General features: G+C 64.9%; 21 protein-coding genes. 8 read left to right on the top strand and 13 right to left on the bottom strand.

The window, feature by feature from the left end; all coding sequences use genetic code 11:
* Positions 1–23: 23 nt before the first annotated feature.
* The 6 genes from HKW67_RS09215 to HKW67_RS09240 are packed head-to-tail and all read right to left on the bottom strand — an operon-like array spanning position 24 to position 5,834.
* Entirely contained in the window at positions 24–1,616 is a 1,593-nt protein-coding gene (locus HKW67_RS09215) for a 4-coumarate--CoA ligase family protein (RefSeq protein ID WP_171225108.1), read from the bottom strand.
* A gap of 60 nt (positions 1,617–1,676) precedes the next feature.
* Positions 1,677–3,125: an amidohydrolase family protein gene (locus tag HKW67_RS09220; RefSeq protein ID WP_206044658.1), complete on the bottom strand. Its 1,449-nt coding sequence runs from the start codon at positions 3,123–3,125 to the stop codon at positions 1,677–1,679.
* A 3-nt stretch (positions 3,126–3,128) separates the two neighbouring features.
* Positions 3,129–4,007: a sugar phosphate isomerase/epimerase family protein gene (locus HKW67_RS09225; RefSeq protein WP_171225109.1), complete on the bottom strand. Its 879-nt coding sequence runs from the start codon at positions 4,005–4,007 to the stop codon at positions 3,129–3,131.
* A gap of 2 nt (positions 4,008–4,009) precedes the next feature.
* Complete coding sequence (locus tag HKW67_RS09230; protein WP_171225110.1) at positions 4,010–4,495, bottom strand: GNAT family N-acetyltransferase; 486 nt, start codon at positions 4,493–4,495, stop codon at positions 4,010–4,012.
* Between the two features lie 14 nt (positions 4,496–4,509).
* Positions 4,510–4,947, bottom strand: a complete 438-nt coding sequence (locus tag HKW67_RS09235; protein ID WP_171225111.1) for a DUF1499 domain-containing protein — start codon at positions 4,945–4,947, stop codon at positions 4,510–4,512.
* Positions 4,944–5,834, bottom strand: coding sequence for a hypothetical protein (locus tag HKW67_RS09240; RefSeq protein ID WP_171225112.1), 891 nt, complete (start codon positions 5,832–5,834; stop codon positions 4,944–4,946). Before HKW67_RS09240 ends, HKW67_RS09235 begins: the two co-directional genes overlap by 4 nt.
* 120 nt (positions 5,835–5,954) lie before the next feature.
* On the opposite strand from HKW67_RS09240, the gene HKW67_RS09245 reads away from it, so the two are divergent.
* Positions 5,955–7,883, top strand: a complete 1,929-nt coding sequence (locus HKW67_RS09245) for a CocE/NonD family hydrolase (protein ID WP_171225113.1) — start codon at positions 5,955–5,957, stop codon at positions 7,881–7,883.
* 41 nt (positions 7,884–7,924) lie between these two features.
* On the opposite strand, the gene HKW67_RS09250 is transcribed toward HKW67_RS09245, so the two are convergent.
* The 3 genes from HKW67_RS09250 to HKW67_RS09260 all read right to left on the bottom strand — a co-directional run bounded on the left by HKW67_RS09250 (position 7,925) and on the right by HKW67_RS09260 (position 11,323).
* Positions 7,925–9,085 carry a serine hydrolase domain-containing protein gene (locus HKW67_RS09250; protein ID WP_269141358.1) on the bottom strand — a complete coding sequence of 387 codons (1,161 nt, stop codon included), beginning with the start codon at positions 9,083–9,085 and terminating at the stop codon, positions 7,925–7,927.
* A 106-nt stretch (positions 9,086–9,191) separates the two neighbouring features.
* Positions 9,192–10,307, bottom strand: a complete 1,116-nt coding sequence (locus HKW67_RS09255; RefSeq protein ID WP_171225115.1) for an acyltransferase family protein — start codon at positions 10,305–10,307, stop codon at positions 9,192–9,194.
* The gene (locus HKW67_RS09260) at positions 10,304–11,323 is read right to left on the bottom strand and encodes a tetratricopeptide repeat protein (RefSeq protein ID WP_171225116.1); all 1,020 of its coding nucleotides are present in this window, start codon (positions 11,321–11,323) and stop codon (positions 10,304–10,306) included. The genes HKW67_RS09255 and HKW67_RS09260 overlap by 4 nt, the downstream gene beginning before the upstream one ends.
* A gap of 265 nt (positions 11,324–11,588) precedes the next feature.
* Here HKW67_RS09260 and HKW67_RS09265 point away from each other — a divergent pair, with 265 nt between their 5' ends.
* The 6 genes from HKW67_RS09265 (at position 11,589) to HKW67_RS09290 (ending at position 18,728) form a co-directional block, all read left to right on the top strand.
* Positions 11,589–12,695 carry a sensor histidine kinase gene (locus HKW67_RS09265; RefSeq protein WP_171225117.1) on the top strand — a complete coding sequence of 369 codons (1,107 nt, stop codon included), beginning with the start codon at positions 11,589–11,591 and terminating at the stop codon, positions 12,693–12,695.
* Positions 12,688–13,440, top strand: a complete 753-nt coding sequence (locus tag HKW67_RS09270) for a LytR/AlgR family response regulator transcription factor (RefSeq protein ID WP_171225118.1) — start codon at positions 12,688–12,690, stop codon at positions 13,438–13,440. The genes HKW67_RS09265 and HKW67_RS09270 overlap by 8 nt, the downstream gene beginning before the upstream one ends.
* Positions 13,441–13,501: 61 nt before the next feature.
* Positions 13,502–14,059: an RNA polymerase sigma-70 factor gene (locus HKW67_RS09275; protein ID WP_171225119.1), complete on the top strand. Its 558-nt coding sequence runs from the start codon at positions 13,502–13,504 to the stop codon at positions 14,057–14,059.
* 89 nt (positions 14,060–14,148) lie between these two features.
* Positions 14,149–15,087: a FecR family protein gene (locus HKW67_RS09280; protein WP_171225120.1), complete on the top strand. Its 939-nt coding sequence runs from the start codon at positions 14,149–14,151 to the stop codon at positions 15,085–15,087.
* Positions 15,088–15,090: 3 nt separating this feature from the next.
* Positions 15,091–17,841, top strand: a complete 2,751-nt coding sequence (locus HKW67_RS09285) for a TonB-dependent receptor plug domain-containing protein (RefSeq protein WP_171225121.1) — start codon at positions 15,091–15,093, stop codon at positions 17,839–17,841.
* Between the two features lie 2 nt (positions 17,842–17,843).
* Entirely contained in the window at positions 17,844–18,728 is an 885-nt protein-coding gene (locus HKW67_RS09290) for a DUF4249 domain-containing protein (protein WP_171225122.1), read from the top strand.
* A gap of 219 nt (positions 18,729–18,947) precedes the next feature.
* Here HKW67_RS09290 and HKW67_RS09295 read toward each other — a convergent pair whose 3' ends face one another.
* Positions 18,948–20,627: a beta-N-acetylhexosaminidase gene (locus tag HKW67_RS09295; RefSeq protein WP_171225123.1), complete on the bottom strand. Its 1,680-nt coding sequence runs from the start codon at positions 20,625–20,627 to the stop codon at positions 18,948–18,950.
* Positions 20,628–21,133: 506 nt separating this feature from the next.
* On the opposite strand from HKW67_RS09295, the gene HKW67_RS09300 reads away from it, so the two are divergent.
* Positions 21,134–22,438: a sigma 54-interacting transcriptional regulator gene (locus HKW67_RS09300; protein WP_206044659.1), complete on the top strand. Its 1,305-nt coding sequence runs from the start codon at positions 21,134–21,136 to the stop codon at positions 22,436–22,438.
* Here the strand turns inward: HKW67_RS09300 and HKW67_RS09305 are convergent.
* From HKW67_RS09305 to HKW67_RS09315, 3 genes are read right to left on the bottom strand one after another with little or no spacing between them, the layout of a single operon-like run.
* Complete coding sequence (locus tag HKW67_RS09305; protein ID WP_171225125.1) at positions 22,364–23,218, bottom strand: amidohydrolase family protein; 855 nt, start codon at positions 23,216–23,218, stop codon at positions 22,364–22,366. The two genes, HKW67_RS09300 and HKW67_RS09305, sit on opposite strands and share 75 nt — an antisense overlap.
* Positions 23,218–23,988: a GIY-YIG nuclease family protein gene (locus HKW67_RS09310; protein WP_171225126.1), complete on the bottom strand. Its 771-nt coding sequence runs from the start codon at positions 23,986–23,988 to the stop codon at positions 23,218–23,220. The genes HKW67_RS09305 and HKW67_RS09310 overlap by 1 nt, the downstream gene beginning before the upstream one ends.
* Positions 23,985–25,088, bottom strand: a complete 1,104-nt coding sequence (locus HKW67_RS09315; RefSeq protein WP_171225127.1) for an aminotransferase class I/II-fold pyridoxal phosphate-dependent enzyme — start codon at positions 25,086–25,088, stop codon at positions 23,985–23,987. Before HKW67_RS09315 ends, HKW67_RS09310 begins: the two co-directional genes overlap by 4 nt.
* Between the last annotated feature and the right edge of the window lie 5 nt (positions 25,089–25,093).

The raw sequence follows: 25,093 nt of genomic DNA on the forward strand, positions 1-25,093 counted from the left end.
ACGTTGAGCGAGGATGTTGAGAGTTAGGAGGAGGACGAGACGCGCCGTCGTTCCTGCTCGACGAGCACCCGGCGTAGAATCTTACCCGATGGCGACTTGGGAATCGCGTCCACGAACTCGACCTGGCGCACTTTCTTGTACGACGACACGCGCTCGGCAATGAACGCCATGACCTGATCGGCCGTAAGCGGCGCCCGCAGCACCACGAACGCCTTCGGGATCTCCCCGGCGTGCGGATCGGGCACCGGAATCACGGCCGCGTCGGCGATGGCCGGATGCCCCAGCAGCAGCGCCTCGAGCTCAGCCGGCGCCACCTGCAGCCCCTTGTACTTGATAAGCTCCTTCACGCGGTCAACGATTTTGTACCAGCCCAGTTCATCGACGACGGCGACATCACCCGTCTTGAACCAGCCGTCGTCGGTCATGCAGGCGGCCGTCGCCTCCGGCTTGTTGAAGTACCCCTTCATCACCTGCGGACCGCGCATCCACAGCTCGCCACGTTCCCCAGGTTCGCAATCCAGGCCGGTGGCGGGATCCACCAGGCGGCACTCCGTGTTCGGCGCCGACGGTCCCACCGAGTCGAGCACAACGCGGCGGTCGTCCATGGGATGGAAGTGCGTGACGGGGCTTGTCTCGGTGAGACCGTACCCCTGCCGCACGGTGAGCCCCAGTCGATCCTGGCAAGCCGACGCGAGCTCCGCACCGAGTGGCGCCGCACCGCTGAACAGATACTTGAGCTGCGACAAATCGTAGTTCGCCACGATCGGATGCTTCGCCATCGCCAGCAGGATCGGCGGCACGATGTTGGCCATGCGGACCTTGTGATCCTGCAGCACGCGCAGCACCTGCTCGAGATCGAAGCGCGGCAGCGACACGATACACGCGCCCTGCCGCAGCGCGCCGCCCATCACCACCACCATCCCGTAGATGTGAAAGAACGGCAGCACGCCAAGCACGCGGCTGGTACTGTCGAGCACCTCGGTGATGGCCTGCATCTGTTGCAGATTCGCCACGATGTTGCGATGCGTGAGCATCACGCCCTTGGGGATACCCGAGGTGCCGCTGGAGTACGGCAACGCCGCCACATCGGTGGCGGGGTCGATGTCCACGTCTGGTGGCGTATCACCATGGGCGAACAGCTCGCGGTAGGGCGTCGCGCCGTCGGCCTCGCCGAACACGACGATCTCCCGCACCGTACTGGCGAGGCGCGCGGCGGCCGAGCACTTCTCGAACAGCTCAGGGATGGTAAAAATCAGCATCGCTTCGCTGTCCGCGAACTGCGCGCCGATCTCTTCGGCGGTCGCGATCGGATTGACGGTGGAGCAGATCGCCCCGATCGACACCACCGCGTAGAACACCACGGGAAAGTCAGGGAGGTTTGGGCTGACGACTCCTACGACATCGCCTTTCTTGATGCCGTGCGCGTGCAAGCCGGCGGCGACATGCCGCACGGCATCAGCCAGCTGCGCGTACGTGTACGACTTTCCCGTGACGCCACAGATGATCGCGGGATGATCGGGGAACTCCGACACGCGCCCGAGTACAAAGGGCACGAGCGGCGTATCGGGAATGTCAACGTCCGGATGCGGACTCCGGAGAATCTTGGCTTCACCCATGAACGGCTCCGGCAGGCGGGGGGACGGAGGTGCGTGTGGCGAAGCTACAGCTTCAGGCTGCTACCACAAGCCGACCTTGCCCTTCACCGATTCGATCAGCACCGCCGGGTCGTAGCCCACGCCCTGACGGAACACGAGCTGCACTTTCCGGATGTCGCTAATCCTGGCCGCGGGATTGCCATCGATGACCACGAGATCGGCCAGCTTGCCGGCCGCGATCGATCCCGTGAGGGCACCGCGCCCCAGGTACGTCGCGCCGTTCAATGTGCCGATGCGGATCGCCTCGAGCGGCGAGAATCCGGCTTCCACCAGCAGCTCGAGCGCGCGCTGATTCGAGTACCCGGCGATCACCCCGCCACCACCCGTCGGATCGGTGCCAACGATGAGGGTGCCGCCGGCCTTGGCGAAGGCGCGCTCCATCGCCATGCCCTTGGGAAACGCCTTCGCGTAGACCGACTGCGTGTTGCGCTGGGTCGAGGCGTAGCGCTGCGCGAATTGCTCACGCAACGGCTCGATGAGTACGTCGGTACCCGGCGGCATCGGCCGGCCCGGTGTGAACGTCTCGAAGATCGTGAGCGTGCTGGTCACGGCGATCTTCTTGTCGATCAGATATTTGAACAGCGCCTGCACCTCGGCGCCTTCGGGATCGGCCTGCGCCAACATGCTCTGGGCTGCGCCACCACGTCCGCTGCAGGTGTCGAGCTTCTTCCCCGGCACGAAGTCGTTCATGGCAAAGAAGCCATGCTCGAGATCATCGATGCCGGCATCGGCCGCTTCACGATAGGTCACTGAGCACAGATGGCCGGTGATGTTGAGTCCGCGCTTGTGCGCCGCGTCGGCCGCCGCCTTGAGCTCATCGCGCGTGATGTTCATGTACGCCTTGAACGATGTCGCGCCCTGATCAGCCCAGTACTCCACCAGCTTGCGCGCCTCACTCGAGTCACGCAGGATCGTGACTTGATTGAAGCCCATGCCCGGCCCTTCGAGATACGGCGCCGTAGCGTCGATCCATGGTCCCGGCTTCTCTCCGCGCGCGATCGCCTGCGCAATCAGCAGCTCGGCGAAGCCGTTCATGTTGCCACCGGTTCGCATGCTGGTCACACCGCCGGCGAGATACAGCCGCGAGAAGCTCTCGGTGAGATTGCCGTAGGTGCCCGCACCCACCGGGTAGTACAGGTGCTCGTGCACCATCACGAGCCCCGGTATCACGCTCTTGCCAGCAAGATCCATGACCTGTGCGCCGGCCGGTATCGCCGTCGTGCTCGCTGCTCCGACCGCGGCGATGCGGCCATCGCGCACGATGATCGACTGCCCGTCGCGTGCAGCCGCGCCGGTGCCGTCGATCACGCGCACGTTGGTCAGCGCGAGCACATTCGTGTCGACCTTCACGTACGAACGCGTGGCCGGACCGACGGGAGCCCGCTGCGCCTTCACGGGCGTCATCACGGGCGCCGACAACGCGGCGGCAACGAGCGCAGCGACGCGACGTCGCATCATCGATCGAGACATGACTCAGTACTTGAGCATGGCCGCAGCGCTCGCCTTGATCGACGCCAGCGCATCGACCGGCTGATCGTGCTCGATGAACCAGTGCTTGAGGCCGAGCTTGCGGCCCTTGTCGAGCAGCATCTTGAAGTCGATCGTGCCGGCGCCTACATCGAGCATCTTCCGCTCGGGGGCGGCACTGGCATCCTTCACATGACAGCAGATCACACGGCCCTTGTGCGCCGTCATGATTTCCAGAGGATCGCGACCGGCCTTCACCGCCCAGTACATGTCGAGCTCGAGCTTCACCAGCGACGCGTCGGTGTTCGACGTGAGAATTTCGTAGCCGGTCGTATCACCCACCGGCGCAAACTCGAAGTCGTGATTGTGATAGGCGAACTGCAACCCGGCCGTCTTGGCCTTCTGCGCGCCGGTGTTGAGCCGCTCCGACAACTTGAGCCAGTTGTCGCGCGACCCGCGATACGCGTTGCCCACGAACGGCACGATCACGATCTCATGGCCCATCCCCTTCGCGCGATCGAAGATCGCCGGCCAGCCATCATCGGTGGCGGGCAGCGCTTCGTGCGTCGCGGGGGCGGTGAGCTTGTGCTGCTTGAGCAGCGCAGACCACCACGCCGGCGACTTGTCGTAGTAGCCGGCGAACTCGAGCTCGGTGATCCCAGCAGCGGCCACCGCCGCAATCGTGCCCTCGACGTCCTTCGACAGCGCACTGCGCACCGTATACAGCTGCAACCCGATACGGCCGATGCGGCGACGTTCCGCGTCGTCGCCCGACGCCGCATGCGCCAGCGCCGGCAACACCGCACTGCCGGCAACTCCGGCGGCGAGCAACTGCAGCGCCTCACGACGCGAGAGCGCCGACTGGCTGAAGGAAGACAGGTCCATGATCAGAGTGCTCCGTTGGCGAGATGCGTCAGGGTGTCTCCCGTAACGCGGTACACGGTCCATTCATCCTGCGGGCGCGCGCCGAGCTTCTCGTAGAAACCGATGGCGTCCACGTTCCAGTCGAGCACCGACCACTCGAGACGCCCGCAATCGCGCGACACGGCTTGCTGTGCGAGATACTGCAGCAGCGCCTTGCCGATGCCATGACCGCGATACGCGGGACGCACGAACAGATCCTCGAGATAAATCCCGGGGCGCGCGAGAAAGGTCGAGAAGTTGTGAAAGAACAGTGCGAAGCCTGCCGACGCACCGTCCCACTCGGCGATCACCACTTCCGCGTAGGGTCGCACACCGAACAACGCGGCATCGAGTAGCGCGTCGGTGGCAATGCACTCGTGGCGCAATTTCTCGTAGTCGGCCAAGCCTTCGATGAGCTCCCGGATCACGGGAACGTCTGCCCGCGTGGCGGGGCGCAGAACGAGCGACATGCGGAGCGACTCCGTCAGTTCGATGTGGTCGCCGGAAGCGCCAGACGCGCCGAGAGCCGCGCGATGCGCTTGCGATTCACACCCAGGTCGCTGCGACCGAGCCGCGAAGCCGAGCGAAAGCGATACACGTGCGCGACTGGATCCACCACGATATCGACATCATCGACAAAGCGGAACACGAGGCTCTTGCACTCGGCGTGCAGATAGCCCTCACGTTCGGCCGTGATCGTGGTGCGCGGCTCCGCCAGCAGCGCGGCCTTGGCCCGGGCCAGGGCCGCCACCGGCGTGTCGGTGAAGGACACCGTCGGCACGCGCTGCGAGCTTCGCGTGGCCTCGGTGGAGACGCAATTCGGCGTGTCGGGACAGGGCGGCAGCACGTTGTCGCTGCCAACCTGCAGGGGCGGATGCCAATACAACGTTGCGAGCGAGGCCATGATCACCGTGCGGGTCATCGTTTCACGAAGGTCCACTTCCTGGTGGAGCGCGTGAGGATCGCGTCGTACTCGCGCGTCCGCACCCGCACCTCCGGCAACACATCGATCGCCAGTCGCGCCAACATCAACTCTGTCAGCAGCGGAATACGGACCTCGCTGCTCTCGAGCGTATACGTCGAGCCGCCCACCGGAATGGAAACGACCCGCATCTTCGGCGTGCTCGACGCGTGTCCCAATTCCCGCATGCCGTCGCTCGACATCTGGATCAACGAGTCGCCGCCGACCACCGCGCGCTCCGGACTGTTTGCCGACGGCACGAACCACACTTCGGTGAAATTCTTCTGCGCGAGCGTGACCGGCACGAACTGGCCAAGCCCATTCCCCGGTGCGGTGGCGGCGAGGCCTCGCAGCAAGGCGCGGGCGGTGCCACTGGCCAGCACCGTATCCACCGGATCGCGCACCACTATGCCACTGCGCGAGTCGGGTGTGGGACCGGGATTGCGCAGGGCGAACTGGACCTTCACCTGCATGCCGGGGGGCGTATCGGTGAGCTCCCCGAAGATGCCGCGCCACTCGTTCTTCTGCTTGATGCAGGTGAGCGACCAGCCGCGCTCCACGCCGCCGAGGGCGCCGGCGCGCAGTGCGTTCACAGTGGCCTCGAGGCAGCGCAGATAGCCGATCACGTCGACGGCGCGCGACTCGCGTTCGGCGAACAGCCCCTCGAAGGTGGTCGGCACCTTGGTGAAATCCGGCAGCTTTTGCGCGGGCATTTTGGGCGCCGTGGCGGCCTTCGGTTTCGCACCACCAGTCGAGCCGCCCGTCGCTTGCGCGGGCAGCACGGAGACAGCGGCACAGGCGACGCTCAGGGCAAGCGCTTCAAAAAGTCGACGAGCAGCGGAAGTCATGACGGCAGGCTGGGGAGTCAGAATAACCAGTGGAATCTAGCCACCTTTGCCAATCGTCGTACACTTCCTGACGACTGAAGAAGGTTCCATGCCTCCCTCCCCTCCCGCTCCGAGACGCTGATGCGCCGTGTATTTCGCCGCGTCCTGACGTGTGCCGCATGGACGTGGCTCGTACCGGCTGCCCAGCTGACGGCCCAAGGCGTTGCCGCACCGGTCGCTGACTCTACGTACGCGCGGTCGCATTACGTGAAGCGGGTGATGCTGGCGCCGATGCGCGACGGCGCGCGCTTGATGACGATCGCCTATGTGCCGCGGGATGCGTCGCCGACGCGTCGCTACCCCATCGTGCTGCAGCGCACACCCTTTAGCGCTGGCCCGTACGATTCCACCACTATTGCCTCAACGCTTGCCCCCGACGCCTTCATGCTGCGCGACGGCTACATCTTTGTGGCGCAGGAAGTGCGCGGTCGCTACCGCTCGGACGGGACGTTCGAAAACATGCGACCGCTGCGACCGCAGCAGGATCGCTCGGCCGTCGACGAGGCCACCGACGCGTACGACACTATCGCGTGGCTGCTCACGCATCTCGACGGCAACGACGGGCGCGTGGGGCTGTACGGTGTGAGCTACGGCGGATTCTACGCGGCGGCGGCAGCGCTGTCGCGCCATCCCGCCATTGTGGCCACGGCGCTGGAAGCACCACTGCTCGACGCGTGGAAAGAGGACTTTCATCACCAAGGCGTACTGACGCAGGCCGTGCTGCACGGATTCCCGGTGTTCGGGACGCCGCGCCCGACGCCGACCGACAAGAATTGGTGGGTGCCGGCCTTCGCTCGCGTGGCCGAGCATACGCTGACCCGTGACGACTACGCGTCGCAACTCGCGCTCGGCCCGCTACGCGACGTGGGCGCGCGACTGTTGCCGGACGACGCGTGGTGGCGCGCGACGGTGGCGCATCCGAACTACGATGTCTTCTGGCGCGTCCGCACGCTCGTACCGCAGCTAGCCGGGATCGCGCATCCCGTACTCGTAGTCGGCGGATGGTACGACTCCGAGAACCTGTATGGCACGCTAGCGGCGTACCGTGCGCTGCGCCGAGGAGGGAACGCGACCCTCGCGATGGGGCCTTTCGGCCACCGCGGCTGGCTGGCGCGGGACGTGGCGCACACCGTGCACGGCGACCTGTACTTCGGCGACTCCCTCGAGACCTCACTCCAGCGCGACGTGCAAGCGGTGTTCTTCCGCGCGCATCTGAAAGGCGGTGCACCGCTGGCGGCCGGCGCGCGCATGTTCGACACCGGACGCAAGCGGTGGATGACCTTCGACCGCTGGCCCGCGCGTTCGGTAGTGCGCCGCGACGTCTGGCTCGGCGCTACGCGGACACTCTCGTTTGCCGACGCGCGCGGGCGGGCAGCCGCGTCGCGCAGCTTCGTGGAGTTCGCAAGCGATCCCCGTACGCCGGTGCCGTCGCGCTGCGGTGGTCCTACCGCCGAGGACGGGTCGCCCTTCCTGTACATGAGCGGCGACCAGCGTTGCCTCGAGGGGCGCAACGATGTGGCCGTCTTCGGCTCAGTGCCCCTCGCGGCGGACGTCACGGTGGCGGGACCGGTGGTGGCGCATCTGACGGTGAGTACCACGGGCACCGACGCCGACATCGTGGTGAAGCTGGTGGATGTGTACCCACCGGACGAAGCCGATCATCCCCACCGACGCGATAGCACCGTGCATCTGGCGGGTTACCAGCAACTGGTGCGCGCCGGTGTGCTGCGTGCGCGCTGGCGACGGTCCACGGCGTCGCCGGCGCCGATGGTGCCTGGCACGCCGACGGCGGTCACGATCGAGCTGCCCGATGTATTCCACACCTTTCGCTCGGGTCATCGCGTGATGCTGCAGATCCAAGGAAGCTGGTTCCCACTCTTCGATCGCAATCCGCAGCGGTTCGTGCCCAACATCTACGACGCCACGGCGGCCGACTTCGTGGCGGCTCGGCACCGCGTCTGGGTTGGGGGCAGCGCCGGTAGTCGACTCGAGGTGCCGACGCTGCGGTAGCGGGATGCCAGACGAACCGAGCAGTCGGCAGAAGGACAACGTTACTGCCCGAATTGAGCCTTTCGCACGGCGGCATAAATTTCGCGCGGCGTGTCATCGTCGGTCGTGCGGTTGATCACGACTCCGATCGACCCGAGTCCACGCTTGGCAAACGCTTGCGCCTCGTAGCCCGGTATTGCGCCGTTGTGGCCGATCCACCCCCCACCGAGTATTACGCCAAGTCCGTACCCAGTGTCATAGCTTTCACCGGGAATGCGAAAGGCGCTGCCCGCAGCCGCCTGTTGTTGCATGACGAACGCCGAGGCGCTCACGAGGCTTCCCGATGCCACCGCTTCGGCGAAATGCGCGATATCGCCGGCGGTACTCACGACCGCGCCGGCGGCGCCAGCCCAGCTCGGATTGAGCAGCGTGCCGACCGCCAGATTTTCATTTGGCCTGGTGATATCCGCGTAGCCCTGAGCGAAGGGACTCGGCAGCCCGACCACGAGCGGATAGCTCGTCTCCTTCATGCCGACACGGTCGAAGACCCGTATCTGCAGCTCACGGCCGAGCGTGCTGCCCGTCACCCTTTCCGCGATCATCCCGAGGACGAGATACGACGTATTTGAGTACGCCCACTTGCCGGGCTCGCCTGGCGTGAAGTACGGCGTCTGCCGTGCAACCACGCCAAGCAACTCGCTCGGTGTCCACGTTCGCGCAGGGTCCGCAATCAGCGAGGCCGTAAACGCTTCGTCATCGGTGTAGCTCGCCAGGCCAGCGCTGTGATTGAGCACCTGCCGCACGGTCATCCGGTCTCCGTTTGGCACGACGTTCGGCAAATACTTAGCGACCGTCGAGTCGATCGAGAGGCGCCCCTCGTCGTGCAACTGCAAAATGATCGTGGCGACCATTGTTTTGGTAATACTCCCGACACGGAAGTGATCCGTCGGCGTGATCGTGCGCTTAGTCTCGAGGTCGGCCACGCCGCTGGTGAGCGTATACGATCTTCCGTCGGCCAATCGCACGTTCACCACGACTCCGGGAAGCATCTTTGCGCGTACGATGCTGTCCACTGTGGTCTGCAGGCCGCGAGGGATGTCAGCCGACTGCGGTGCGGTCGCCGAGTCAGAACACGCGCTCGCCGTCGCCAGAATGGCAACGAATCGGCTCGCGCGAAGGAAGCGCCGTAAGGAGGAGTAGGATCTTTCAATGTGCAGTAGCATCGAGAGCTCGAGTGTTGTAAGAGGAAAGCGTTGTCGTTCACCGTTTGGACACGGTGGAACGCAATAACCCCCCAACGCATCGCACCGGAATTCACGCGCCGACGCGCTACAGCACGTGTTGCGCCCCAGGCATTCGTCGCATAACGCCGGCGATCGCGAACGACGACACGACAGCGATCGTCGAGACAAGCAGGAACTTGAGGAATGTGGGAAGAGCGAGGGCGTGTGCGCTCATCGACACACCGACGACCACCGCCGGATGGATGATGTAGGCCGCATAGGCGCGCGATGCCCAACGGTCCCACCGTGCACTCGGGGCATTGCAGCGCACGCGGAACTGCCAGAGCAGCACGGCGATGATGCCCCATGCCACGAGCGGGTCCCAGAACGCGTATACGATGTCGGCCGCAGACTGACCGCCGGCCAGAGCACTTCCAGCGCCGGAGAACACGCCCGTGGAGATGGCGACGATCGGTAGCACGGGAACAACGGCCAGCGACAGCCACCCCCACGGTCGCGCGTGCTTGCGTTCAATGCGTTCGAGCCAGCGGTGGTCCCAGGCGATGCAACCGAACACGAACAGAAAAACATAGGATGAGAAGTAGCCGAGATTCATGCCGGCCACGTCGCGTCCCAACGGAAACCACGCACGAATGACGAGGGCCCCCACTCCGACCAGCACCGCCCACACTACCCACCGCCGCGGCGAGGGCACTTGGGCCGGTCGTTCGTCGCGCTCGCGTCCACTGAATACGAGAGACCACACCGTGAAGCCGGCAGTGAACACCAGCAACGCTTCGGCAAACCAGAGTGGACCGACATTGAACACACCACGCCGAATCATTCCCAGCCAAAGCGAGAAGAACTCTGGTCCAAGCGAGGATCGCACCATCGCGCTAGTTGCCGTACCGACAACAAAACCATAGAACAGCAACGGGATCCCAAGTCGAAGGAGCCGATCGATGACGAAGGCCCGCACACCTTTGCGCGCCAGCGACGGCGGGCTGAAGTAGCCGGCCAACAGGAAGAAGAATCCCATGAAGAACGACTGGCAGACGGCGCAGAACACCGTGAGCACCAGACTCAGCGGGCGCGCGAGGTCATCGACCTCTCGCCAGTACCATCCGCCCGCCGCCCCATACACAATCGCCGTGTGGAAGACGATGACGAGCGCGGAGAGTACGACCCGGAGACGGTCAATGAAGAAGGTGCGTGCGTTCATCGCGCACCTCGACGAAGCTCGACCAGCATCGCACGAGCGTGTGTGGCATGATCGCCAGACGGTCGATAGACGAGGAACTGTTCGAGGGCGACAATCGCCTTGTCCGAACGCCCGAGCGCGGCGTAGGCGAGGCCCAGGCGGTAGTGCGCGCCACCCATCGCGTCGAGCGCCACCGCTTTCTCCAAGGCGATGATGGCCTGTGGAAGCGCTCCTCGTTCCAGCATCACACGACCCAAGCCAAGCTGAAAAGACGCGTCGTTGGGGGATCGTGCCGAGACGCGCTCGAAGAGGACTTGCGCGCGGCGCAACTCATGCGCGCGAATCATGGCGGTGCCAAGCGCGTAGTGCGCCTGCGCGAGGAGACGGGCAAGGTCTGCATCGCCGTCGGTTACCACGCGATTCAGCTCGTCGAGCGCCTGTTCCCACTCCTTGGCATACGCATGGATGTCGGCGCGAAGGATTGCTCCTCGTGCGGACGAAACGGCCCGCAGTTCCTCAGCGAGGGCGACGGCCTGGTCGGTGCTGCCACCGACCAATCTTGGCGCTTGCAGATAGAACTGGACGAGATCTCGGCGCATCTCGAAATTCGAGGGCTCCAGCACGAGCGCCTTGGTGAAAGACTCCTTGATTCGTGAGGCGTATCGGAGGCCGCTCGTGAGACCGTCCGATGTCACGATTGCCGCGTACAGCAGACCGAGTGCGTGGTGGCATCGTGGTGATCGCGGGAGGTCACGTGTGCACTGTTGTACGCGCGGGATCAACGCGTCCCGCTTCTGCGGATCATCGGCCGTCGTCCTCGCGAGGTACCACCACGCGACGTCGTCTCGTGGATCGCGCCCAACGCGCTCCCGTGCGACAGCCTCCAGCCGCAGGAAATCACGTCGCGCTTCAATGCTCGCGAGGGAATCCTGCGGCGTCGGCTGTCGCGAGGCGCCCGCGTTCAGCGCAGTGGCTATCACTACGACGTAGGTCAGCGCGTGGAGCGACCGAGTGTGCTGCCAGAATGGCCAGAGCATGAGGGTGCGGTGAAAGGAATGGGCCGAACGGGAGACGCAGTCGCGGTCCGCGCGGTCCATCGACGGATGCACAGTGCGCTCGTTCCGCTGGCCGATCGAGCGTTGTGGTCCGAGCGGGATTCACGGAGGCCCGGACGGACTGGAATCCCACTCAGCCCCGGATAAGGCCCGCTCACCGTCAACGGCGGCGGGCTGCTCGTGCGCGGTGATACTTTGTGCGTCGAACTGACCGGCTCCACCCTTCTCGCCTTCTTCGTCTCTGCTCATGGACCTCGCCCCCGCCGCTCCGCTCGCCCTACGCCGCATCGTGACGGTTGGTGTGGTAGTGATGGCGGTACGCGCCACCCTATTGGTGGCGGGGGCTATCCCACTGTTCGCTGGCGGGGCCCGCAACGGACTGATCGCGACCGAGGTGGCGCGTCGTGGGGCGGAGATCATCGCCGCACTGCCCTTCATCGTCCTTACCGGATGGCTCGCCCTGCGCGACCCGCAGGTCCATCATCGGTCGTGGCGCTGGTTCGCCGAGCGCATCGGTTGGGGATTGCTCATCTCGACGGTCCATCCGCTGGCCGTCTACTTCGTGATGAATGAGATGGCTCTTCGCTTCGGCGTTGGCACCGTATCACGACTGACTGCCCTCCAGCACGTGGCCATGGCGCTGCCCGATGCGTTCATGGTGTACGCGGCCGTGGTGCTGCTTATCGATTGGATGCAGACGCAACAACGGCTGACAATGACGGCTCGACGCGCCGCAGATCTCCAGCGGGCAGCATCGACCGCGCAGATGCAAGCCCTTCGCGGACGCCTCGAGCCGCACTTTCTGTACAATGCGCTCAACGCGATCGGCGACGCCGCGTACGAGAGCGCCGACAAGGCCAACATCCTGTTACGGCGTCTGGCGGGGCTGCTCAGAGCATCGTTGGCGGACCGAGAGACCCGCGACGTACCGCTCTCCCGCGAGCTCGATATTTTGCACGACTACGTCGAGCTGCAGCGCGAGCGATTCGGCGATCGCTTTTCGGTGACCGTCGAGGCCACGGAGGACGTGATGTCGTACCGCGTACCACCATTTCTCCTGCTACCGTTGGTGGAGAACGCGGTCCGTCACGGTGGGGCGGGCAGTCAGTCGGCGCATCCGGTCATCGTGCGCGCCGTGCATTGGCACGGCGCGCTCCACTTGATGGTCGAAGATCAGGGGAGCGCTGCGGAGTCCTCCCCGCGAGCGCCCGGCTTCGGCGTTGGGCTGGCCAGCACACGCGAGCGCCTGCAGCTGCTGTATGGATCGGCTGCGTCGGTGGAAGCAGGGCACGACGCCAACGGCGGATTTCGCGTTGACATCGCCATTCCTCTCACGGGGACCAACAATGATTAGTGCGTTAATTATCGATGACGAACCACCCGCCCGTCGCCAGCTTCGTCGTTTGCTGGCCGCGTGGTCAGACATTCAGGTCATCGGCGAAGCCGATTCGGCGGCGACGGCTGTGCAGCGCATCCGCGCGAGCCCGCCGGATCTGGTATTTCTCGACATCGCACTGCCGGATGGAACGGGCATCGACGTGGTCGAATCGGTCGGCCCGCTGCAAATGCCGCTCACTGTGTTTGTGACCGCCTATGATGTCCACGCCGTACAGGCCTTCGCGTTGTCGGCGCTGGACTACCTGCTCAAGCCCGTCGAGCCTGAGCGACTCCACGTCGCCCTGGAGCGGGCACGTGATCGTCTACGCGCGTCAGCACCGAATACACCCTCGGCCGAGACACTCTCGCAGCTCTCGGCGGTGCTTGGTGTCGCACCAACACGCTTTCGGCGGCGCTGGTTGGTGGATGACGGTCGACGACAGCTATTCGTGCGGACCGATACGATCGACTGGATCGAGGCCATTCGTCACGGTGTTGCCCTGTACATCGGCGCTGAACGGTACGAACTCCGACTCACATTGTCCCATGTGAAAGGGCAGTTGGATCCGGAGGACTTCGTACAGGTCAATCGCTCGCAGATCGTCAATTTGCGCTCAGTGAAAGAGGTGCAGCCCTGGTCCCATGGCGACGCGCACCTGGTGCTGCAGAACGGGCGTCGCCTCAGCTGGTCGCGGCGGTTCCGTCGCGCGAGCGAACAGTAGGCATGTCGTACTCATTGCTCCCGCTCGAAACCGGAATCTACCCGCCGCGTATTTGGGAGTCATGACCGATTCTGGGCTCGAGCCGGACCTCGTGGTGCGCCTGCGAAGCGGAGACAGCGCTGCGTTCGAACGCTGTTTCCGTACGATGCACGCGCCGCTGGTCGCATTCGTCGCGCGGTACGTCGGCGACGTGGCACGCGCCGAAGACGTGGTACAGGAGCTCTTCTTTGCACTATGGCGGGATCGGGCAAAGCTGGAGATTACGGGCAGCTTGCGCGCCTATCTGTTTTCCGGAGCGCGGAATCGCGCGCTGAATGTGCGTCGCCGCGATCTGGTGGAGCGCGACTGGGAAGCAGACGAAGCGCATGCTGACGTGCGGGCCTTCCATCCGGCTCCCGAGACACCGGATGCCACGCTCGAAGCTGCAGAGCTGACGGCGCAGGTGGCGTCGGCCTTCGCGACCTTGCCCGAACGATGTCGCTTGGCGATGCACCTCCGGTGGCGCGAGGGATTGTCCTACGCCGAAATCGCTCAGGTATTGGGCATCGGGGTGAAAGGCGTCGAAAATCAGCTGGCACGCGGCCTCAAGGCACTCCGAGCGCGTCTCGCCGGCCCCTGATTGGCTCAAGACACCTCGGGATGAGGGGATTTCGCGATCTCCCGTGTCATGCTCCTGACCCCATCTGCACCCGCACGTCGCGATCCCCCATGACTATCGACTCCACCTCGTCTACCTCCCCCGATGCCGATCTCCCCTCAGGGGCGTTCGGAGAGGCGGTGCGCGCCGCCGCCAGCGGATCGCCCACGGTGAGTGCGCTCGAGACGGAGCAGGCGTGGCATCGGCTGCGCGAGCGCATCGACCGTGAAATGCCAGTCGTAGTTGGCAGCATCTCATCGGCGACCAGTACTTCGCGTCGTCGCACAGAGTGGTGGCGCTTTGCGGCCGCGGCGCTGCTCGCCTTCGGCGCGGCCGGTGCATGGCGGCGTCTCGCCCCCACGCGCGATGCGGTGAGCGCCCCGCTGGGACAACGGGTCGCCGTCACGTTGCCAGACGGGAGTTCGATCACGCTGGCCGCGGGGAGTTCGGCATCGTGGATACGCGGCTTTCGCGGCGCGCAACGCGAGGTGACACTCGACGGCGAGGCGTATTTCGAGGTAGTGCACGACGGCATGAAGCCATTTCTCGTGCGCTCGCGGGATGGCATCGCACAGGATGTCGGCACGCGTTTCATCGTTCGTGCCTGGCCTGAGCTGCCGCAGGTGGAAGTGTTGGTGCAGGAAGGCGTCGTCGCGTTCACCGACAGTACCTCTGCCCGCACGACCGCTGTCGAACGGCGCGTGCAACTTCATGCGGGGCAGCGCGGGCAACTGGACCGGGATGGCCTTGTCACCGTCATGACCGCTGACAGCGCCGCATTCAGTTGGCTGACCGGCACGTTGGCGTTCGCCGATATGCCCGCACATGAGGCACTGGCCGTCATTGGCCGATGGTACGGCGTCGCCATTACAGTGCATCCTGCGCTCGCGCAGCGTCGGCTCACGGCCCGCTTTGTTAGTCAACCTTTACCGCAATTGCTGGATGCGCTCGCACTCGCGTTGGGCGCTTCCGTCGAACGTCGCGGAACGCAGATCACGCTGACTCCCTGACCCATGACATTTCGAATGGCCCTCACCCTCTGGCTACTCGCCACAGGGAGCCCGCTGGCTGCGCAATCGCCATTGCCATCGCGAGCAGTCATACCGAGCACGCCAAGCGCATTCGTTGCACTCGACAGTGGCAGCACGGCCCGTGGTGCTCTAATCACGCCGGTCACCGTAAACGTGCAGGATCGTCCGCTCGCACAGGTACTCGATGACATCACACGGCAAGCCCGGGTGTCGTATGTCGCTGACCGTGCGCTGCCGGGCCTTGATCGCCGCGTGACGCTCGCGGTGACACAATTGTCCGCTCGCGAGGCACTCTTACACGTGGTGGCGGGTTCACCGCTGCAGATCCTGGTTGGACCGACCGGTCAGCTTGTGCTGGCGCGCCGCACAAAGCCCTCGACGGCGCCAGACACTCCGGCACGTCGTGAAACACTGCGGCTATCGGGATTCATCCGCAGCGTGAGCTCCAACGAAGTCATACGCCACGCGGTCCTGCTGGTCGATGATGAAGCGACACGGCGAGAGAGTAATGAAGAGGGGTTCTATGTCCTGCTCCTCGAAGGTGGACTGCATCGTGTGCGGGTACGCGCCATCGGGTTTGCCCCGATGGACACGACGATCAATTTGATCAGCGCCACCACGACCGATCTCGTGCTACGACCGCGTACGGTGGTGCTTTCCGCCATGCGCGTGCAAGCCACCAAAGCCGAGCGTGGCGATCTCGATTCCAGGCTCCCGGATATGAGCGTGACGCGGCTCGATCTGGCGATCGCGAAGCGCATACCTCCATTGCTGGGAGAAGTCGATCCCCTGCGCACCCTCACGCTACTGCCTGGAGTCGCCACCACCAGCGACGCGTCCACCGCGTTCAGTGTGCGCGGCGGCAGCGTCGACCAGAATCTCATCCTGCTGGACGAATCCACGATCTACAATCCGTCGCACATCCTTGGCTTTCTGTCCACCTTCAATGCCGATGCCGTCGACGATGTGACGCTGTACAAGGGCGCTATTCCTGCGAAGTATGGTGGCCGCCTGTCGAGTGTGGTGGACGTGAGACAGCGCGAAGGCAACGCACGGGAGTTCGCGGGCAACGCTTCGATTGGACTGCTCGCGAGCCGCGCCATCGTTGAAGGACCGCTCCCTTTCCACCGTGGCAGTTACATGGTGGCGGGCCGAAGGTCCTATGCAGATGCGTTTCTCCGCCTCGCCAACGACTCGACTATCAAAGATAACGCCGCCTACTTCTACGACGTGAATGCCAAGGTCAATATACGAATTGGTATGACCGGCTCCGTCATGCTGTCGACATACACGGGACGGGACAAGTTCACTCAGCCAAGCGAGAGCTTTGCGGTGGGGTGGGGGAACCGGTCTACGACGCTGCGCTGGAATCAGGCCTTCGGTCGACTTTTTTCGAAGATCGCCAGCACCAGAAGCGACTACGATTACCGTCTCGAATTCCGGCTTGCCCCCAGTGACTCGGCCCGATGGATCGCCGGTATTCATAGCAGCAATCTCAAGATTGACGAGACGCTCCGCCTCACGGATCACCAGACCCTCGAGTTCGGCGGTGAGATCATCGACCACGTGTTCCGACCGGGGGATGTGACACCGCGTGGCGACACCACGTTGATTCGGCGGCGCACGATCGAGCCGCGCTACGCGCTTGCCAGCGCGCTGTACCTCGGCCATGAGATCGAACACGGCACGCGCATCGGTATTCGGTACGGTGTGCGCTATGCCGCGTTCAGTCGTAACGGACCCATGACGCGCTATCGCTATACGAATAATGCGCCTGTGACCTACAACGGCGCACTCGGGCGCTACGAACCGGGGACGTTGCTGGACAGCGTACGCATTACCGGTAGCCGCTCCCAATTTCGATACGACGGCTTTGAGCCGCGTGCCTCGATACGATTCACGCTCACCGAGGGCAGCAGTCTGAAGGCGAGCTACGCGCGTACGCAGCAGTTCCTCCAGCTGGTGTCGAACACGAACTCTCCGACACCGCTCGATGTGTGGGAGCCGGCCGGCGAGTTCATTCAACCGCAACAGGGGAATCAGTACGCGCTCGGCTACAGCAGCCGACGCGGCGCGTACGAGTTCACGGCTGAGACGTACTACAAAACGGCAGCGCACGTCGTCGACTACATCGACGGTGCGGATGTCGTCTTGAACCCGCGACTCGAGACGCTGTTGGTGCAGGGTGAAGGGCGCGCGTACGGACTCGAGCTCTTTCTTCGGCGAAGCAGCGGTCGCGTGAGCGGCTGGGCCAGTTACACGCTCGCGCGCGCCGAGCAGCGCTTTCCCGTGCCACCGCGCGCCGGCGCCACGAGCGGCGGCGGTGTGAACGGTGGCGAGTGGTACGTCTCACCATTCGACAAGACCCACAATCTTTCGCTGGTCGGTGTGTATGCATGGAGGCCGAAGTGGACCGTGGGGTCGACCTTCATCTTCGCGACTGGACTTCCCACGACCCTACCGCAATCGCGGTATGTGATCGACGGCTTCCTGATTGCCGAGTATGGGTCTCGCAACGGCGAGCGCCTACCGAATTACCATCGCCTGGACGTGAGCCTCACACGATCGCTGCGCCGCGGCGAGCTGCAGTTTGGCCTACTCAACGTGTACAACCGATTCAATGCGCAGTCGTTGCGCGTGCGCCAGCAGGAGAAGAATGCCATGGTGGCCGAAGCGGTGCAGACATCGATCTTCGGCATCGTGCCGAGCATCAATTACGTCTTCAAATTCTGATTATGCCTGTCAACTCAACGCTGCGTGCGATGCGTGGGCTCTCCAGCGTACTCGTGCTCGCCACCCTAGGCGCCTGTGAGAAGGTCGTAGAGCTCGATGTGGCCGATGGTCCGGTTCGCCTCGTGGTGGAGGGGCGACTCGAGTCTCCTCTCGAACCCGCGAGCGTCACCCTGCTCGGCCGTCAATCGCTGCGCCTGACTACGACCTCGCCGTACTTCAGTAACAGCCCGCAGCCGCCCGCGCGTGGAGCGGTCGTGACGGTCCGCGATGATCTTGGTCGCGTGGTCGCGTTTCCGGAGTCGAGCACGCCAGGAACGTATCGAACCGACAGTCTGGTGGCGCGCGCTGGCCGCACGTACACATTGCGCATCGAGTGGCAAGGCGACCGTTACGAGGCCGTAGAGAGCTTGAGCAGTGTCGCGCCGATCGACTCGCTGTATTTCATGCCGCGCCCAAAGAAGGATCCGGCCATCGACGGGCTGCGCGCCACGATCGATTTGCGCGACCCGCCGGTCACGCGCAACTACTACTTATGGGATCAGTATGTGGACGGCGAGCGCCTCGTCTCCCCAGACACCGTGATTCGCTATCGCGTGGTGACCAATGACGAATTCTATGAGGGACGACGCGTTCGAGCCTATCAGCCCTTCGATGGACGCGCGGTACGACGCCGGCAGGAGGTGCTCGTTCGACAGTACTCCATCTCCGAGGCGGTGTGGCGCTACTACGACGCGCTCAACCGTCAGGTGGACGGCGATGGGTCCCCGTTCGGCGTGCCGCCGTCGAGTGTGCGTGGGAACGTCGCCAATCTCACGTCACCGTCGAAGCCGGCGTTGGGATACTTCGTCGCGAGCGAGGTGTCGGAGCGACGTGCACGCGTGCCCTGAGCGATCACAGTGCCAGTGTCGGAGTTGCCCCCCAACGCCCACAAGCCCGCACGGACCTGCTCGACGGCCAACAACCCGCCCTATACCGAGCCGGCGCACGCCGGCCAGCCGCGGGCGATCGGTGTTCGTTGGGCAACTGCTGTCAATTCTGAAACGTTTCGTAGGCGCTCGCGCGGACGATTCGCGCCTGCAGCCGACCGGCCAAGGGAAGATCTCGCGTTACGGCGCCCACTCCACCTGCGGCGACGCATAAAAGTTGATCCCCAGCAGCCGCCACCGCGCGGCGTGCGTGGCGATTCGCGTGCGAAACCCCTCCCAGCTGCGCGCCGCTTGCGCACTCCACGCCACCTCGGCCAGCGCCGGCAGGCGCGGCACCAATAGGTACTGTGCGCTGTTCAGATTCCTGACGGTTTCGCTCCACAACGGCGCTTCCACGCCGAGTATGGCCTGCTCACTGAGACCGGCCGAGTATGTGGCCGGATCCCAGTCGTACGCAGTGCGCAGCTCGATATACCCCGCCCAGCGTAGCCCCACTTCGGTGGCGGGCGTGTACTTCATGTCGAGATACGTGCGCGGTCCCGGTGACATGATGAGCTGGTTGCCCTGTTTGACCGCCAGCAGCGCGGTATCGCTACGCCACAACTGTGCAATGCTACCTTGGCGCAGGGTCGCCTTCCCCACTTCCTCCCACCCCACCATCGTCTTGCCGTGCTTGTGCACGATGGCCTGGACACGTTCCACGAAGCGGGCGTACTGCGTGTGGTTCAGCACCTCCACTTCGTCGCCGCCGATGTGGAAGTACGGCCCCGGTGTTATGGAAGCGATCTCGCGCACCACATCGTTCACGAAGCGCCACGTGAGCGCCTTATCTGGGCACAGGGCGCTCCACCCCACCCGGATGCCGGTGTATACACCAGCTGACTGCGTACCCTCGCCATAAATATTCGGCGTGGGGCGACTGCATCCCAGCTGCGGATAGGCCGCGATAGCCGCATTGCTGTGCCCGGGCATATCGATTTCGGGTACGACCATGATGTGCCGTGCCGCCGCATAGCGCACAATCTCCGCGTAGTCGGCCTTGGTGTAGAAGCCGCCAGACGCGCCGCCCACTTCGCTGCTCCCACCCACCTGCGTCAACTTAGGCCAGCTCGCGATGGCGATACGCCACCCCTGATCGTCGGCGAGGTGCAGGTGCAAGCGATTGAATTTGTACAGCGCCATGAGGTCGATGTGCTGCTTCACTTCGTCCACCGTGAAGAAGTGCCGGGCGACGTCGAGCATCGAGCCGCGCCACGCGAAGCGCGGACTGTCGACGATCCGACCAGGCGGCACCGATACGGTGGGTGCGAGCCGCAGGGCACTCTGTTCCGCCTCAATGCCCCACGGCAGCAGTTGGCGCAGGGTCGCCACCCCGAAGAACACGCCAGCCGGCGTACGGGCCACGAGGCGGATGGTGTCCGCAGCGATGTCGAGCGTGTAGCCCTCGTCGCGTGCCGTCGGCGCGGTACCGACGGACGCGACGGCGCTCGTGTCTACGCGCAACAGCACAACATTCCCCGCACTCGGGGAGCCTCGCTTGAAACCCGACACCGGAAGCCGCAGCGCCGTCGACTTGCGCAGGATGCGCGCGAGGTACTCGCCGGTTCGGGTCAGTTCAGCGGGGCCGTCAGTGACCAGCTTCGTGTTCGCGGAGAACACGAACGGTTCACCGGCCGCCACGGTGACGTTGGCCGGCACCGGCACCACGCGGTGCGCGTCGAGTGTGGCGAGCGGCGGCGACGGCACCGGCTGCGATACAGCTGGCGATTGTGCCGGCGCCTGCGCGGAAAGCGGTGCCGCAGTGGCGGCCAGAAGCAGCACGATAGCCGGCGCGACTATACCACGTCGTAAGTTGGACATGGCGAAAATGTACCGCCTCGCAACATGACGCGCTTCGCGCCGCCATCACCTCACCGACGCCGCACGCTGCCCTCATCACGCGCGTGCGGGACATGAAAAACGAATAAGTGGGGCGACGCTGAGACTTCACGGCGTCACAAGTGATGCCGCTCACATTGTATCGTGTGGTACGATGGAGCTTCTCGATGCACATCGTCACGAGCATGCCACGCATTTGTATCTCGCGCATGACTCGGGTGTCGACGCGGGCGTAATGCGGCAGCGTTGCGAGCCCGACCGCAACGCACGGCCGACACTGCTTGCCGTCGCCACGCGCTCCGCAGATAATAGCGGTGCTGCAACGGGCCGGCTGTCGTGCCACCGCTGCGTGTCGCTTGACCGGAGTCATCGTGATCGGAGTGATGGAAATGAGACCATTCACGTGTGCGATTTATTATGAGCTTGGTGATACCGCTTCGCCGCGACACCTTCACGCGCATCAGGCATTGTGCAATGCCGGCATCGACATGCTACCGCCGCGTGCCGATACGGCCTCCACGTCTGTCCGCCTGCTTGGCTTCGATGAAGTAAATGACGAAGTGCTCTCGCGCCTCTCGCGTCTTGCCGCACCGGGCACGTGGCGAGTACTCGCGATCGCCTTCGCGCCGTTTGCCCATCCTCGCACGGCGTGGCAGTTGCTGGAACATGGCGCCGCCGATGTGGTGGTGTGGCGCAACGACAGCGACGGCGCGCGGGAGGTCGCGGCGCGTCTCGCCCGCTGGACCGACGTCGATGCCATCGTGACGTCGGACGTGGTGAAGCGCAATCTCGTGGGACGCAGCCCCGCATGGCTCCGCACCATCCGCGAAGTCGCCGAGATCGCGGCCTACACCGATGTGCCACTACTGCTCGGCGGAGAAACGGGCACGGGGAAGGAGCTCATCGCGCGCCTCGTACACACGCTCGACCGCCGCCCCACCAAGCGCGACCTGGTGCTGGTGGACTGCACGACGCTCATGCCCGAGTTGTCGGGGAGCGAGCTGTTCGGCCACGAGCGCGGCGCCTTTACCGGTGCAGTCGCATCGCGCGACGGGGCGTGCGCGCTGGCCAACGGCGGCACGCTCTTCCTCGATGAAATCGGCGAATTGCCGCTGGCTCTGCAGGCCGAACTGTTGCGCGTCGTGCAGGAAGGCACCTACAAGCGGGTCGGATCGAACAGCTGGCAGCAGGTGAAGTTCCGCCTTGTGTGCGCTACGCATCGCGACCTCACAGCCGAGGTGCAGCGCGGCACCTTCCGCCGTGACCTGTTCTATCGCATCGCTGGCATCACCTGCACGCTTCCCACGCTCGCGGAACGCACGGACGACATCATCCCGCTGGCGGAGCACTTCATCCGGCAGGTGCGCCCCGACCTCGACACCGACCGCGTGGAGATGGACGATGCGGTGCGCGACTATCTGGTGGGCCGCGCATATCCCGGGAATGTGCGCGATCTGCGGCAGCTCGTGACCCGCATGATCGCTCGCCACCCGGGGGCGGGCCATCTTTCCGTGGGTGACATTCCCATCGACGAGCGTCCGGTGGCGAGTGACACCGTGGGTGACTGGCGCGGCGATGCGTTCGCGCGTGGCATCCGGCTCGCGCTCGCCGCAGGCGCGAGTCTGCGCGAGATCAGCAGTGAGGCAAGTAGTATGGCGATTCGTATTGCCATGGACGAATCGGCATCCCTTCGCAGTGCAGCGCGCCGACTCGGCGTCTCAGCGCGTGCGCTTCAGCTCCGGCGCGCGAGTGAGCAAACGAGTACTCCCCCGAGCATGCGTCCGCGCCGCTGAATCGTGGCCGATCGCGATGGTCTGCCGTCGTGCGCGGAGCAGCCGCAGCAGGTTGCCCCCCAGTACCAGCTGCTTATCCTGCGGTGAAAGCGGCAGGGCGAGCACCTTGGCGAGTTCTACCGCCGGATGCAACCATGGCCCGTCGCTCCCGAAGAGCACCTTATGTGCTCCGGCTTCACGAACGGCCTGCAGCAAGAGGTCGAAGCGCCGCACCCCCGAGGTATCGGTGTAGACATTCGTGTGCCGCGACAGAAAGCCGAGAAAGGCGACCTGGGCGCGCCAGTCGTCGGCGAACGATCCGAGATGCGGAATGATGAAGTTCACCGTGGGATACTCGGTGGCGAACAGTTCGATCTGTGCCACCTCGCCAGTGACATCGTAGAGCACCGGCAGGCGCAGTTCGCGCGCCACGTCGCACACTTCGCGCGTGATGGGCGCATCGTGCCGGTGCACCTTGATGCCGCGGAAGCGCTCGCGCTCCACGAAGTGCCGCACCATGGGCAACACGCGTCCGCGGTCACGCGCTGGATGCACAAACACGAAACCCGTGAGTCGATCGGGCGCCTGACGCACGAGGTCGGCCACCTGCGCATTCGCCGCGGCGTAATCGCTGTTGAAGGCGGCGAAGATGACGGTGTGCACGATACCACAGGCCTTGGCCCGCGCCTGGTGTTCCACGATCGGCGCCGTCGTATCCCACGGACCGGTGAGGCCGTCGCCGGTGCCGGCGTGACAGTGGCAGTCGATGATGGGCCCCGAAACCTCCGTGAGCGGGCGCATCACCACTCTCGAAAACTCTTTCCGACTACCCCTTGGCGCGTGCGCATGCCGCCGCGTGGCCCCACCTGCGTGAGTGTCGCGCCTTTCTTGCCGACCGTGAACGGTTTGATCGACGAACGATTGGTGAGCTTCACCGGACTGGTGGTGATGAGCGCCGCTTCCACATCACGTCGCACGGATGCGCTTCCGGCCGACCGTGTCTCCGTGCCGGTCTTGTTGATGGTACCCACGCGTACCTTGTACGGCGACGGATCGATCGCCAACTGCGTTAGTGTCTCGAGCCGCCCGAGCCACCGGCGTTGCACGTTCGACGACTGCCCCACGTAGAGTGGCCGTCCAGCGCGCAGCACCATGTACACGCCGGGAGTACTCGGCAGCTGGCTCGCGTTGGCAAGAGGGATGGGCTGGCTCCACGCCACCTGGGCGTGAAACGTGCGCTGCACCTCCTCGAGCATTTCGTACAGTTCGTCGGAGGTTCGCGCGACGATCTCGTCCTGCGGATGCTCCTCGGCACCGTCCGGCGTAGGCGGAGGCGCATCATCGTACGCACCGTCAGGCGCGTCACGGCGCGCGCTGTCACCGCCGCCGTACACACACGGACAGGCGTTGTCGCCCCAGATGATATTCTGCACGTAGGTGCGACGCCGACGCTTCGGGCGGGGGGGACGAACCGGGCGAAAGCGCCCGCGTCGCGCACGGCCGAATTCGTCTTCGTGCTGCGGCGCGAGGCCGGTCGCGGCCAAATGCTGCGGAGTGAGAATCGTCGTCACAAGTGACTCCCAGCGGGCTTCATCCCGCGAGTGAAAAGACGGTGCGCCGTACCCACACGGCGCGCGGCACGCACCAGCGCCGCCGGGCGGTGCGAGGTGGAAATGAGAAACGTGAGCTGCACGCCGTCGCCGCAGCGCGAGCGCTGGCGCACCACATGGATGTCATGCGCCGCTAGATAGGCATGCACGTGCGACGCCTGTCCAGCATCCATCACCGGTGTGGACTGCACAGGAAAAAGCGTGGGGGTCTGCAGGGGCACGCCAGCGCTGCGCATGGCCGTGCGGAAGGTGGTGACGTTCGTCGCAAGACGCGCGCGCAGTTCGTCTCCCTGCGTGGTATTGACGGCCAGCGCCGCCTTGGCCGCCAGCACGCTCGCTATCGCTGGCGGACTGCAGTGCACACGCGTCTCGCTCTGCTGCCGGAACGCCTGAACCACCTGGCGCTCGCCGCTCAGCGACGCCACCGGTACGCCGAACGCTTTCGCGAGTGACGTGATGAGTACCACCCCAGCCCTGGCGTCCAGCGAGCTCCGTTGCAGGATGCCCCCACCGCCTCGGCCATACGGCGCCGCCGCATCGGGTGTGTGCCCCAGCACACCCAGCGCCTGCGTATCGTCGATCACCAGCAGCGCACCGTACGACCGTGCGATCTGTTGGTAGGGGTCTAACGGCAGCACGCGCCCGCAACCCGTGCAGTACCCGTCGAGCACCACCACCGCCTGTTGCGCGCGTGGTCCGAGCTGCCGCAGCATGCGCGCGAGGGCGTCCGGCTCGAAGTGAGGCGCCGTGTGCACCGTGGCGCCTTTCGCTCGCGCATAGTCGGCCGCCCACTGGGCGATAGCGTATGCGCCGGCGTCGAGGATCAGTGCGCGACCATCGCCCGCCAAGCCGCCAAGCAGGTCCCACATGAGATGCAGCGTGGAGGGCGCCAGCACACCGTCTGCACACCCCTGCAGCTGCGCGAGACTCGACGCGACCGTGCCGACGACGGGGGCCTCCGCCAGCGCGGCCGGCACCCCCGTCGTAAGACTCTCCCATCCGGTCAGCAGCCCGGCCGGATGGCGAAAGCCGAGGTACAGTGCCGACGTGAGGTCGAGCACGACGC

The organism is Gemmatimonas groenlandica, assembly GCF_013004105.1.
GTDB lineage: Bacteria > Gemmatimonadota > Gemmatimonadetes > Gemmatimonadales > Gemmatimonadaceae > Gemmatimonas > Gemmatimonas groenlandica.